We start from the raw sequence: 13,261 nt of genomic DNA on the forward strand, positions 1-13,261 counted from the left end.
GGCGTTGCCCGCGCTTTGCCGGGCCCAACGGAAGGAGCGGTCTTGCAAAAGACCGCGACGACGCTCGGGAGGGCACTGCCCCCTTGTGCCGCACGGGCGCTATCCGTATCTAGGCGACAAACCGATTAGCAGGAGAAAACGTAATGCTCAAAGGACTCGGCGGTCTGGGCGATATGGCCAAGATGATGAAATCCGCGCAGGATCTGCAGACCAAGATGACCGACATGCAGGAAGAACTCAACAATCTGATGGTTGTCGGCGAATCCGGTGCAGGTCTGGTCAAAGCCACTGCCACCGCCAAGGGCGAACTCAAAGGTCTGGACATCGACCCCTCGATCTTCAACGGCGACGATAAGGAAGTCGTAGAAGACCTGATCCTCGCCGCCATCAAGGACGCACAGACCAAAGCCGCCGAACGCGCGCAGGCAGAGATGGCCAAGCTGACCGAAAGCATGGGTCTGCCCGCAGACATCAAGCTGCCGTTCTGATACACACTCCTGACGACCCAAAGGCCGGGCCCGCAAACTCGGCCCTTTTGCAGGAGCACACGCGTTGAGTTCGAACAGCGACATCGACAATCTGATTGACCTGATGGCCAAACTGCCGGGGCTTGGGCCCCGCTCGGCCCGTCGCGCGGTGCTGCACCTGATCCGCAAACGTGCGCTGCTGCTGACACCCCTGTCGGACGCCATGCAGCAGGTCGCCATCACCGCCCGCGAATGCTTGAACTGCGGCAACGTGGGCACCATGGACATCTGTGACATCTGCGACGCCGAGGCCCGCGCCACCGGAGAGCTGTGCGTAGTCGAAGACGTAGCCGACCTCTGGGCGATGGAACGCGCAGGCGTGTTCAAAGGCCGCTATCACGTGCTGGGCGGGACACTCTCGGCACTGGACGGCGTCGGCCCGGACGAACTGCGCATCCCGCGCCTCAAGCACCGGGTCGCGGCCGAAGGAATCACCGAAGTCATCCTCGCCCTGAACGTCACCGTAGACGGCCAGACCACAGCCCACTACATAGCCGATCAGTTGGAGGGGCAGGTCCGCCTGACCTCACTGGCCCAAGGCGTGCCGATTGGGGGCGAGCTGGACTATCTGGATGACGGGACGATTACGGCAGCACTGAGGGCACGAAAAGAGCTCTGAACTTAGCAAAACGGCAGCATCCGGAACGCTTTGGCCCCTTCCGGCCACACACAAGCTTCGGTCTCATATGTCAGGTGTAAGCCCCTGAAGAGTAGGTCAATTCGTAGGAATGGCTATAAATCTCGAAGACAATGCCAAAGGGGTCTTCGACATAGACCATACGGTAGGGCTTCTCACCGGGATAATAGTATCGAATTGGCATCCGCTGCTTGCCACCCGCTGCAACGATTTTTTCCACCAAGCCTTCGACATCCGGGTCTTGGACGCAAAAATGGAACGTACCATTCTGGCGAAAGTCGATATTGTTTTCCGGTACATAATTCCCGTCAAACTCGAAAAGCTCGAACCCAATGCGATCAGCAGTCGCGAGATGTGCAATACGTAGTTTTTTCCATTCCGGGCCAAACACATCGGTACACATGACACCGATATCCGTATCGTCCTCTACTACATCGGTCGGCGGCATGATCACGTAGAAACCAAGGACTTCGGAGTAGAACTGTACAGCCTCGTCAACGTTTGGGACAGACAATCCGATGTGAGAGAATGTTCTTGGATGTTGCGGCATTGTTCGCTCCTTGTTTTAAGGTGCAAAAACTATTGTGCCACAGCCAAGTTTCAAGCGCCTCCGCGGCGAGGCAAAGCCGGGTTCCGCCATGCACATAGGTGTTCTTTCGCGGCGACATCAGTCAAGAATGGCCTTTGCCTGCCGCACGCGGCGTGTACTATGGCTTTGACCTTGTCCATTTGATTTTGGGAACTGTAATGAAACGCCTTTTTGCTGTCGCACTTGCCGCCTTTACAGCCACTACTGCGTTTTCGCAGCAGCTAATCGACAAAGGCTTTGTCGACGGCTGGAACATCATGATGGATCCCGCGCTCGGCAACGGGTGCTTGATCCAGACGGTGTATCAGGACCTCTCGGTCGTGCGTATCGGCTATGATGCGTTGGACAATCGCGGGTATTTTGCCGTCTACAACAAGGCCTGGGGTGATATCAAACAGGGCGAAAGCTATCCGATCCGTTTTGAACTGGACGGCCAGAGCTTTGATGCCACTGCCATCGGGTTCAACCAGCGCGATGTGCCCGGTGCCACCGTCTTTTTCACCGACCGCAGCTTTGTCGAGGCAATCGCAAAGAACAGGACGATGACCGTCTACAACCCAGCAGGCGAAGTTGTGATGGCGATTGACCTTAAAGGCACGGCCAAAGCGCTGGACTATGCGCGGGATTGCCAGAACCGTAAGCTTTAGCGAATCGGATCGAACAACGCATCCTTGGCCGCGCAGTCGCGGATCACGTCCAGTCCACAGGGCACAGGCGACAGATCGCGGGACAGGCACAGGCGAACCTCTTCGATATAGCCCTGTTTGCAGGTGACGGTGATCATGTCGCGCTCTAGCGCGGGGTTGGCCTTGAGAAACGCCTCTTCCACCACCGAGGCGGGCAGCTTGACCGAAGCGTCCAATTGACGGAACACCTGTGGACGGGCAACGCCCTCATAAGCCCGCCGCGACAAGGCGTAGTAGTCCAATGCAGACAGGCCCGAACAGGTTCCGTGCTTTTTCCACTGGTGCCACGCCAGCCCAGAGGTGCCTTGAATATCCGCCATCTCTCGCGTCATCGCACGCGACGGTGGCGCCTTGGCCGTCCGGCAATAAGACGGCCAGCCATTGTGGTATTGCGGCCAAAGCCCGTGTAGGATCCAGCCATGATCATGCCGCGCATCGCATTGGTCGGACCCGCGCGCATCGCCGACGCGGGCGCACCAGTTGGGCGACCAACTGAGCGACAGAACGTAGTAGTCGAACACACCCGCCTTCTCGCCGTCGGCCTGTGCGGCCAGCCCGCTGAACGCCCACAATGCCAGCGCTAAAATCCCGTGGCGCATTCGCCTCTTCCCTTCTTGCCTTTGCGCGACTATATAGGCCCTAAGTTCCCCGACAACGGAAACCTGCCCCAAGACCACGGGGCCGCCGAATTCCGGCGACGGGACAGATGTATGCATTAGGAGGCAGGCTGATGGCAAAACCGCTTATGGCCAAAGCAACCGCCGTTTGGCTGGTGGACAACACCACGATCAGTTTCAAGCAGATCGCGGATTTCGTAGGAATGCACGAGCTTGAAGTGCAGGGCATCGCAGACGGCGACGTGGCTGCTGGCGTCAAGGGTTTCGACCCCATCGCCAACAACCAGCTGACCCAGGACGAGATTGACTCGGCCCAGAACAACCCGCTGCACAAGCTGAAGCTCAAGTTCAACGCCGCTGCGGCAGGTGAGGAAAAGCGCCGTGGCCCGCGCTATACCCCGCTGTCCAAACGTCAGGACCGTCCGAACTCGATCCTGTGGCTGGTTAAGTTCCACCCCGAGCTGAGCGATGGACAGATCGCCAAGCTGGTCGGCACCACCAAGCCCACCATCCAGTCGATCCGCGAGCGCACGCATTGGAACATCGCCAACATGCAGCCGATCGACCCGGTTGCGTTGGGCCTTTGCAAACAGTCCGAGCTGGACGCGATTGTCCAGAAAGCGGCCGCGAAGAAAGCCGCCGAAGGTGGCGTCATGAGCGATGATGAGCGCCGCAAGCTGGTTTCGACCGAGCAGTCGCTGGAAATGGACGCCGCACCGAAAATCCCGACCGCCATCGAGGGGCTGGAAACCTTCTCGCTGTCCGATGACCCGGTCGAGGAAAAAGACGATGAGCCGATCATCGACGCCGATAGCTTCTTCAACCTGCCCAAAGGCGGCGGCAACGAGGAAGAAGACGAAGATCCGCGCTTCTGATACTTAATCAGCCCCGGTCCGAAACGGCCGGGGCTTTTTGCACGAGATACCTATGCTGAATGCTTTGTCCTCTGTCTTCGGCCCGCACCGTGCGGTGTCGATCTATGCATTTCTGAAAACATGGGGCCTGCTGATGGTGGCGATCGTCGGCACAGTCTCGGTCGCAGCAGCGCTGCTGATACTCAACGATGACGGCGCGCATGAACACGACTCGTACCTGACGGTTGCGGTTCTGACGGCGACCCCGATGAATGGAGACTTGAAACACGGCGTCATCGCGTCGGTTCAACTGCCCGACGGGTCCACCATCTCGATCGACGAATCCAAGGAACACGTAGCTCGCACCGTCGGCGATACCGCCTGCGTCGAAAAACGCGTCTACGTCAAAAGCCAAGAGCCCCGGTACCGGTTCAAAATGCCGAGCCTCTGCGAGGCCAACCAATAAGCAAAACCGCCCGGAGGCATCTCCGGGCGGTTTTTCCTTTAGATCATCTGAAAGATAACCCCTGCGATGATCGCCCCGGTGATCCCCAGCCCAAGGTAGGTCGCAAAGACCCGTGGCTTGACCAGCGACCACACTGCCGCCATCGCTGGGATCGAACTGACCGCACCGGCAATCATGAAAGACATCGCCGCGCCTGCGCTCATCCCCTGCTCGGTCAGCCCCGCCAGCAACGGCGGTGCGACGTAAGAGTTCAGATAGGCAGGCATTCCGACCAGCGCCGCGATGACAATCGGCACAATGCCTTCGCCCCCAACCACACGCGCGATCAGGTCGGCGGGCACATAGCTAACTAGAAGCGCCTCGAGTACATAGGCCAAAGCCAGCCACTTCAGCAGGAACATCCCGTTCTGGACAAATTCAGCTCGGAACCGCGTGCGGCGTTCCGGTTCCTGCCAAAATTTCCAGACCGGCTTGTCGTCCTGTTTCGGACCACAGCCGCAGCACCCGGCAGGTTTATAAACGCGCAGAGGTTCTGCGAACGCCCCGCCGTGCATCAAGGCACGCACCACGAAACCTCCGAACAGACCCAAAGCGACGGCGGCGACGGCCTTGCCTATGGCAAACGGCCAACCCAGCGCGCCCGCCGTGATCAGCAGGGTCGGCGGGTCGATCAGCGGTGAGCTCAACCAAAACGCCATCACCGCCGACAAAGGCGCGCCCAGCGCCAGCAGACCGGCGATAAAGGGGATCACCTCGCAGGAACAGAACGGGGCCAACCCTCCGAACAGGGCGGCGAGGAATATCATCCGCGTTTCGCGCCCTTCAAAAGCGCGGGCGACCATGACCTCGGCCCCCGTTGCTTTTAGGTAGGACAGTAGCAACACAGCGAAAAGGATATACTGCCCGGTATGCGCCAACGCTTTGCCTGCAAACGTTACCACTTCGGTCCAATTGGCCGGGTCTAGAACGGCGACCCCAATCAGAAGGACCAAGATCACCGCCCAAGGTGTCTTGATCAGGTCCAGCGCAACTTTCGCCGGAACCTTCGGGTTTTGTGTTAGCTCAGCCATCGTTTGCGGCCTTTCCCACTTCGTCGGCGCAGCACTCGGACAGGATAAACTGCGCCAGTTTCCTCAACTCGTCATAGTTCGCGCGGTTGATCGTGGTTCGGCCGATCTTCTCCTGCTGTACCACCCCTCCGGCGGCCAGAAACCGCAGGTGATGTGCCAGCGTTGACGGTGCAATCCCGGTTCGGTCCTGGATCTCTCCAACCGTCAGACCGGCCTCACCGGCGCGGACCAGCGTTTTTAGAACCTTCAGCCGGGCCTCGGACCCCATGGCAGAAAATCCCGCAGCGGCGGCTTCCCACATTTTGCAACTCCATTAAACTAGATTTCTAGTTATTTAGGTTATTCGTGTAGCCCCGTCAACAGTCAAAAATGCGTAAGTCCAGATTGCTCCCTCCATAAGTCCACCCTATAAGATACGCATGGGGATATCGGTCGACACTTTCTTTCTGGAACTCAACGGTCAGGGCACTCTGCAAGCGCAGATCCAGCAGATGATTGCCGAAGGTATCCTGTCGGGCCGTTTTCATGTGGGTGAGAAACTGCCCTCATCCCGCAAACTGGCTGCCCATCTGGGCGTCAGCCGGATCACGGTGACGTTGGCCTATACGGAACTTCTGGCCAATGACTATCTAACAGCCAAGGGGCGGTCGGGGTATTATGTGTCGGAAAACGCGCCGGTTCCCCCGAAATACACGCCCACCCCGCGCGGCGACGAGACTGTGGATTGGAGCACCGCCCTGGCGCGCAAGTTTTCGGACGGGGACACTCTGACAAAGCCCAGCGACTGGCGCGATTACCGCTATCCGTTCATCTACGGTCAGGCCGACCGGTCGCTGTTCGATCATGCCAATTGGCGCCTGTGTGCGGTGCGGGCGCTGGGGCACAAGGATTTCGATTCCCTGACCGGGGATTATGTGGATCAGGACGACCCTCTTCTGGTCGAATTCATCGCCCGCCATACCCTACCCCGCCGCGGGATCGCCGCAAGACCCGAGGAGATTCTGATCACGCTGGGCGCGCAGAACGCATTGTGGTTGGCCTCGCGTATCTTATTGAACCGCAACCGAACGGCGGTGATCGAGGACCCTTGCTATTATGCTCTGCGCGATCTGCTGAACCATTCCGACTGCAAAGTGGCGCCGGTCGCCGTGGACCGTGACGGGCTGCCACCGGATGCGCTGCCCGAGCAGACCGATGTGATCTTTACCACCCCCAGCCACCAAAGCCCCACCACCGCGACCATGCCGATCGAACGCCGCACTGCGTTGCTGGAGCGCGCCCGCGCTTTGGATGCGATGGTGGTCGAAGATGACTATGAATTCGAGATGGCCTTTTTGGGTGCACCCTCTCCGGCGCTGAAATCCATGGATCAGGACGGGCGGGTGATCTATGTAGGCAGCTTCTCGAAGTCGCTGTTTCCCGGACTGCGCCTTGGCTACATGGTCGGGTCCGCGCCGTTCATCCGCGAAGCCCGCGCCCTTCGGTCGCTGGTTCTGCGCCACCCGCCGGGGCATGTCCAGCGCACGGCGGCTTATTTCCTGTCGCTTGGCCATTACGATGCACAGATCAGGCGCATGTCCAAAGCGCTGGCGTATCGACGCGCAGCGATGGACAAGGCGGTTGAACTCCATGGTCTGACCGTCGCCGGTCGGGGGATCATGGGTGGCTCATCTCTGTGGATGTCAGCCCCCGAGCATATAGACACGACCGATCTGGCCCGAGCCTTACAAGACCAGAGCGTGCATATTGAGCCCGGCGCGCCCTTCTTTTCTGGCGCAAACCGGCCGCGGAATTTCTATCGTCTGGGTTATTCTTCGATCCCACAGGACCGAATTGATCCAGGCGTGAAACGGATCGCCGAGACGATCCGCAAAGCTTGACTTCGATCTGGACCTAACCCGCCCTGACTTCTGGCCCTAACGCGACCCTGTCCCTTGCGCCAAAACCATATCTAAAGGCGGGGCTGCCAGCCCGGCCAAACTCATATATGCGCGGAGATCAACCAGATGAAAATGACCACCGAAGAGGCCTTTGTTAAGGTTCTGCAAATGCACGGGATCGAACATGCGTTCGGGATCATCGGCTCGGCCATGATGCCGATCTCAGACCTGTTCCCCAAAGCGGGGATCATGTTCTGGGACTGCGCACACGAAGGCAGCGCCGGTATGATGGCCGACGGCTATACCCGCGCCACCGGCAAGATGTCGATGATGATCGCGCAGAACGGCCCCGGTATCACCAACTTTGTCACCGCCGTCAAAACCGCCTATTGGAACCACACCCCGCTGCTGCTGGTCACGCCGCAGGCCGCGAACAAGACCATCGGTCAGGGTGGTTTCCAGGAAGTCGAGCAGATGAAACTGTTCGAAGACATGGTCGCCTATCAGGAAGAGGTCCGCGATCCGACCCGAGTGTGCGAGGTTCTGAACCGCGTGATCATGCAGGCCAAACGCGCCAGCGCCCCTGCGCAGTTGAACATCCCGCGCGATATGTGGACTCAAGTTATCGACGTCGACCTACCCGCGATTGTGGAATTCGAGCGTCCCTCGGGCGGCGAAAGCGCCGTGGCGCAGGCGGCCGAGCTGCTGTCGAACGCCAAGAATCCAGTGATCCTGAACGGTGCGGGCGTGGTTCTGTCCGAAGGCGGGATTGAAGCATCCAAGGCACTGGCCGAGCGTCTGGATGCGCCGGTATGTGTCGGCTACCAGCACAATGACGCCTTCCCCGGCTCGCACCCGCTGTTCGCTGGTCCGCTGGGTTATAACGGTTCCAAAGCCGGGATGGAGCTGATCAGCGAGGCCGATGTGGTTCTGTGCCTTGGCACCCGCTTGAACCCATTCTCGACACTGCCGGGCTACGGCATGGAATACTGGCCTGCGGACGCTAAGATCATTCAGGTCGACATAAACCCCGATCGTATTGGCCTGACCAAAAAGGTCTCGGTTGGCATCATCGGCGATGCGGCCAAGGTGGCCAATGGCGTTCTAGCAAATCTTAGCGACACAGCTGGCGACGCCGGTCGCGATGAGCGCAAGGCGAAAATCGCTCAGAAGAAATCCGCTTGGGCGCAGCAACTGTCCAGCATGGACCACGAGGATGACGATCCAGGCACCACATGGAACCAGCGCGCTCGCGCAGCCAAGCCCGACTGGATGAGCCCCCGCATGGCGTGGCGCGCGATCCAGTCCGCCCTGCCGAAAGAGGCGATCATCTCGTCCGATATAGGCAATAACTGCGCCATCGGCAACGCTTATCCGTCCTTCGAAGATGGCCGCAAATATCTGGCCCCGGGCCTGTTCGGGCCCTGCGGCTACGGCCTGCCCTCGATCATGGGGGCTAAGATCGGCTGCCCCGACGTGCCGGTTGTGGGCTTTGCGGGTGACGGTGCCTTTGGCATCGCGGTCAACGAACTGACCGCCATTGGGCGCGAAGAATGGCCCGCGATTACGCAGATCGTCTTCCGCAACTATCAGTGGGGGGCGGAGAAACGGAACTCGACCCTGTGGTTCGACGACAACTTTGTGGGCACCGAGCTGGACACCAAGGTCTCTTACGCCGGTATCGCGCAGGCGTGCGGTCTGAAAGGCGTGGTGGCACGCACCATGGACGAGCTGACAGCGGCCCTGAATCAGGCCATCGAGGACCAGAAGAACGGCATCACTACCCTGATCGAAGCCATGATCAACCAAGAACTGGGTGAACCCTTCCGCCGCGACGCGATGAAGAAACCAGTGGCCGTTGCAGGCGTCACCGCCGATGACATGACCCCGCAGGCCGGGGCGTAATCCGCGTGAAGCCTCTGCGCGCCATTCTCGGGACAGCAAGCGCGTCGGACAAGATCATCGCCCTGTCCGAGGGCGACGATCCCCGCGTTGTCGAAGGGGCCGTCAAGGCCGTGAAAGAGAATGTTGCGCGGATCATACTGATCGGAGACAGGGCCGAGGTTTCGGCCCTTCTCAGCGCACACGAGGGATATGACCCGGATTGGATCGACATTCATGACCCGGCCACCTCTGACCTGACGCCCGGCCTTGCACAGGCCCTGCATGAGCGGCGCAAGCACAAGGGCCTGACGCTGGATGAGGCGCGCCAGCAGATCGCCAACCGCCTGACCTATGCTGCCATGCTGGTGCAACAGGATATCGCCGACGGCACGGTCGGCGGAGCGGTCGAAACCACCTCGGACACTGTGCGTGCTGCGTTGCAGATCATCGGCACCGCGCCCGAGGCGGCGATGGTCTCCAGCTTCTTCCTGATGCTGTTCTGTCAGGACCATCACGACGTCAAAGGCGCCCGCATCTTCGCCGATTGCGGATTGGTCGTAGACCCTGACGCGCAAGAGATGGCGGAAATTGCCCGCGCCTCAGCTGAGTCCTACACCACCCTGACCGGCGATACGGCGCGCGTAGCGATGCTGTCCTTTTCTACCTCGGGCAGCGCGGATCACCCCAAAGTGTCCAAAGTGGTCGAGGCCACACAGATCGCCCGCGCCAAGGACCCAACCCTGCTGATCGACGGAGAGCTGCAATTCGACGCCGCCTTCGTTCCCGAAGTAGCCGCAACCAAGGCCACAGAATCACCGCTCAAGGGTGAGGCAAATGTCTTTGTCTTCCCCAGCCTGAATGCTGGGAACCTCGGCTATAAAATCGCCCAGCGCATCGGTGGGGTCGAGGCCATCGGCCCGGTGCTGCAAGGGCTGGCGAAACCCGCAAACGACCTGTCGCGCGGCTGTTCGTCCGAAGACATCCTGCACATGATCGCCGTCACCGCCGTTCAGGCGCAACACAATGATGCCGGGACATAAGTCGTCTCAAGCCATCAAAACGAAAAAATTATTCCGATTTTTCGCAAAACATGGGAATGATCGGGTCGCAAGCTGAAAAGGGGGCGCATTTGAACCAGCCAGTGATCGACACCTCGCCCAAGGTTTCCGACGAGGTCCGCAAGACCACCTGCTACATGTGCGCCTGTCGCTGCGGCATCAATGTCCACATGAAGGACGGCAAGGTTGCCTATATCGAAGGCAACCGCGACCACCCTGTGAACAAGGGCGTTCTGTGCGCAAAAGGCAGCGCCGGGATCATGCAGGTCAACGCGCCCTCACGCCTGCGCAAACCGCTGCGCCGAGTTGGCCCACGCGGCTCGGGTGAGTTCCGCGAGATCGAGTGGGACGAGGCAATCAGCACCGCTGTCGGCTGGCTGAACGAGCTGCATGAGACCGCCCCGCAGAAACTGGCCTTTTTCACCGGCCGCGACCAGAGCCAAAGCTTCACCAGCTTCTGGGCGCAGAATTTCGGCACTCCCAACTATGCAGCCCATGGCGGGTTCTGCTCGGTCAACATGGCGGCGGGCGGAATCTACACAATGGGCGGCGCGTTCTGGGAGTTCGGCCAGCCCGATTGGGACCACACCAAGTTGTTCATGCTGTTTGGTGTGGCCGAAGACCATGACAGCAACCCGATCAAGATGGGCATCGGCAAGATCAAAGCACGCGGCGCGCGGGTGATCGGGGTGAACCCGATCCGCTCGGGCTATAACGCGGTGGCCGACGATTGGGTCGGGATTACGCCCGGCACCGACGGTCTGTTCATCCTGTCGCTGATTCATGTGCTGATGAAAGCGGGCAGGATCGACCTCGACTATCTAAGCCGCTACACCAACGCGTCTGTTCTGGTAAACGCCGCCGAAGGCCCCGAGAAGGGGCTGTTCCTGCGCGACGACGACGGCAAGCCACTTGTCATCGACCGCGTGACTGGCGAACCAACTGCCTTTGACAAACCCGGTGTCCGTCCGGACCTGTCAGCCACCTATGACAAAGACGGCGTTACGCACCGCCCGGTCTTTCACCTGATGGCCGAGAAATACCTGTCCGACGACCACGCCCCCGAAAAAGTCGCCGACCGCTGCGGCATCCCGGCCAAACGCATCCGCGCGATTGCGGCCGAAATCGCGCGCGTCGCCTTTGACGAGGCGATCGAGCTGGACCACGAATGGACCGACTTCCGGGGCGAAAAACATTCGAAAATGACAGGCCGCCCGGTCAGCTTCCACGCCATGCGCGGCATCTCAGCCCATGCCAACGGTTTTCAGACCTGCCGCGCCCTGCACGTGCTGCAAATCCTGCTGGGCACGGTCGAGGTCCCCGGCGGTTTCCGCTTCAAACCACCCTACCCCAAACCGGTCGAGGCGCACCCCACCCCGCACGGAGACCGCCGCCCCGGTCGCCCTCTGGAAGGCCCGCACCTTGGCTTCCCACGCGGCCCCGAAGACCTGCTGCTGGACGAACACGGCAACGCGCAGCGCATCGACAAGGCGTTCACCTGGGAAAACCCGATGTCGGCCCATGGGCTGATGCATATGGTGATCTCGAACGCCGCCGCTGGTGATCCCTACAAGATCGACACGCTGTTCATGTATATGGCGAACATGTCGTGGAACTCCTCCATGAACACCAAGGGCGTGATGGAGATGCTTTCGGCCAAAACCGAAGACGGCAAATATGTCATCCCCAAGATCATCTACTCGGATGCCTATTCCTCGGAAATGGTGGCCTATGCCGACCTGATCTTGCCCGACACCACCTATCTCGAACGGCACGACTGTATCTCGCTGCTGGACCGCCCGATCTGCGAGGCCGATGCCGCCGCCGACGCGATCCGCTGGCCAGTGGTCGAGCCCGACCGCGACGTGCGCGGGTTCCAGTCGGTTCTGATCGAACTGGCCAACCGCATGAGCCTGCCGGGCTTCACAAACGAAGACGGCACGCCCAAATGGAAGGACTACGCCGACTATATCGTCAACCACGAACGCAAACCGGGCATCGGACCGCTTGCGGGTTTCCGGGGCGAGGATGGCGACAAAGAAGGGCGCGGCGCGGTCAATCCAGACCAGCTGAACCGCTATATAGACAATGGCGGCTTCTACGTCGCCCATATCCCCGAAGGTGCGGATTACTACAAACCGTGGAACACGGCCTATCAGGACTGGGCGGTCAGCATGGGCCTCTATGACAGCCCGCAACCCTATCTGTTTCAGCTCTACTCCGAGCCGATGCGCAAGTTCCAACTGGCCGCCGAAGGGCACGGAGACAAACAACCCCCCGAGCAACTGCGTCAGCGCCTCAAAGACACGATGGACCCGCTGCCCATCTGGTACGAGACCGACCAGCAGGGCAACGAAGGCTTCACCATCAACGCCCTGACCCAACGCCCGATGGCGATGTACCATTCCTGGGGCACCCAGAACGCGTGGCTACGGCAACTCCATGGACGCAACCCGCTCTACGTGCCGACCAAACTGATGCGTGAACACGGGCTACAAGACGGCGACTGGGCCAAAGTCACCTCGCCCCACGGCGAAATCACCGTTCCGGTGATGGAGATGGCCGCGCTCAACGACAACACTGTCTGGACCTGGAACGCAATCGGCAAACGCAAAGGCGCCTGGGCCCTGCAAGAGGACGCACCCGAAGCCACCAAGGGCTTCTTGCTGAACCACCTGATCCATGAACTCCTCCCCCCAAAAGGCGACGGAATGCGCTGGGCCAACTCGGACCCGATCACCGGGCAGGCCGCGTGGTTCGACCTCAAGGTGAAGATCGAAAAGGCCGATCCGCCATCCGACGCCGAAAGCCAGCCGGAATTCGCCCCGATTCAGTCCCCAGTCGGCACCGGCCCCAAGGACTTGGCATGGAAGGTTGGCAAATGAGCAGGATCCAATCCTCATCTGGCCAAAAATATCCGGGGGAGCACGAGGGGCGGGCCCCTCCCACCGACCATCACCCCCTACGCGGAGGTCAAAGCACATGACCCAGCT

General features: G+C 60.2%; 13 protein-coding genes. 9 read left to right on the top strand and 4 right to left on the bottom strand.

Features of this window, described 5'->3' with window-relative positions:
- The first annotated feature begins 143 nt into the window (after positions 1–143).
- Positions 144–488, top strand: coding sequence for a YbaB/EbfC family nucleoid-associated protein (locus ACR0CA_RS20195; protein WP_170355334.1), 345 nt, complete (start codon positions 144–146; stop codon positions 486–488).
- A gap of 64 nt (positions 489–552) precedes the next feature.
- Complete coding sequence (recR, locus tag ACR0CA_RS20200; RefSeq protein WP_480900980.1) at positions 553–1,146, top strand: recombination mediator RecR; 594 nt, start codon at positions 553–555, stop codon at positions 1,144–1,146.
- 70 nt (positions 1,147–1,216) lie between these two features.
- Here recR and ACR0CA_RS20205 read toward each other — a convergent pair whose 3' ends face one another.
- Positions 1,217–1,714 (bottom strand): lactoylglutathione lyase family protein, encoded by a 498-nt coding sequence (locus ACR0CA_RS20205; RefSeq protein WP_170783036.1) that lies wholly within the window; start codon positions 1,712–1,714, stop codon positions 1,217–1,219.
- Between the two features lie 197 nt (positions 1,715–1,911).
- Here ACR0CA_RS20205 and ACR0CA_RS20210 point away from each other — a divergent pair, with 197 nt between their 5' ends.
- Entirely contained in the window at positions 1,912–2,400 is a 489-nt protein-coding gene (locus ACR0CA_RS20210) for a hypothetical protein (RefSeq protein WP_480900983.1), read from the top strand.
- On the opposite strand, the gene ACR0CA_RS20215 is transcribed toward ACR0CA_RS20210, so the two are convergent.
- Positions 2,397–3,038 carry a ribonuclease T2 family protein gene (locus tag ACR0CA_RS20215; protein WP_480900985.1) on the bottom strand — a complete coding sequence of 214 codons (642 nt, stop codon included), beginning with the start codon at positions 3,036–3,038 and terminating at the stop codon, positions 2,397–2,399. The genes ACR0CA_RS20210 and ACR0CA_RS20215 overlap by 4 nt on opposite strands.
- Positions 3,039–3,169: 131 nt before the next feature.
- Here ACR0CA_RS20215 and ACR0CA_RS20220 point away from each other — a divergent pair, with 131 nt between their 5' ends.
- Together ACR0CA_RS20220 and ACR0CA_RS20225 are read left to right on the top strand one after the other, a co-directional pair.
- On the top strand, positions 3,170–3,931 hold the full coding sequence (locus ACR0CA_RS20220) for a DUF1013 domain-containing protein (RefSeq protein WP_170774713.1): 762 nt from the start codon (positions 3,170–3,172) through the stop codon (positions 3,929–3,931).
- A 52-nt stretch (positions 3,932–3,983) separates the two neighbouring features.
- Positions 3,984–4,376 (top strand): hypothetical protein, encoded by a 393-nt coding sequence (locus tag ACR0CA_RS20225; RefSeq protein ID WP_170783039.1) that lies wholly within the window; start codon positions 3,984–3,986, stop codon positions 4,374–4,376.
- Between the two features lie 38 nt (positions 4,377–4,414).
- On the opposite strand, the gene ACR0CA_RS20230 is transcribed toward ACR0CA_RS20225, so the two are convergent.
- Entirely contained in the window at positions 4,415–5,446 is a 1,032-nt protein-coding gene (locus ACR0CA_RS20230) for a permease (RefSeq protein WP_480900988.1), read from the bottom strand.
- Entirely contained in the window at positions 5,439–5,747 is a 309-nt protein-coding gene (locus ACR0CA_RS20235; RefSeq protein WP_480505327.1) for an ArsR/SmtB family transcription factor, read from the bottom strand. Before ACR0CA_RS20235 ends, ACR0CA_RS20230 begins: the two co-directional genes overlap by 8 nt.
- Before the next feature lie 118 nt (positions 5,748–5,865).
- On the opposite strand from ACR0CA_RS20235, the gene pdxR reads away from it, so the two are divergent.
- From pdxR to ACR0CA_RS20255, 4 genes are all read left to right on the top strand, one after another.
- Complete coding sequence (pdxR, locus tag ACR0CA_RS20240) at positions 5,866–7,326, top strand: MocR-like pyridoxine biosynthesis transcription factor PdxR (RefSeq protein WP_170774722.1); 1,461 nt, start codon at positions 5,866–5,868, stop codon at positions 7,324–7,326.
- A gap of 126 nt (positions 7,327–7,452) precedes the next feature.
- Entirely contained in the window at positions 7,453–9,231 is a 1,779-nt protein-coding gene (xsc, locus tag ACR0CA_RS20245; RefSeq protein ID WP_480900991.1) for a sulfoacetaldehyde acetyltransferase, read from the top strand.
- A gap of 5 nt (positions 9,232–9,236) precedes the next feature.
- Entirely contained in the window at positions 9,237–10,250 is a 1,014-nt protein-coding gene (gene pta / locus ACR0CA_RS20250; RefSeq protein WP_480900994.1) for a phosphate acetyltransferase, read from the top strand.
- Positions 10,251–10,306: 56 nt separating this feature from the next.
- The gene (locus tag ACR0CA_RS20255) at positions 10,307–13,153 is read left to right on the top strand and encodes a molybdopterin oxidoreductase family protein (RefSeq protein ID WP_480900996.1); all 2,847 of its coding nucleotides are present in this window, start codon (positions 10,307–10,309) and stop codon (positions 13,151–13,153) included.
- Positions 13,154–13,261: the final 108 nt, after the last annotated feature.

The sequence above is a fragment of the Ruegeria sp. F12 genome, assembly GCF_056533885.1.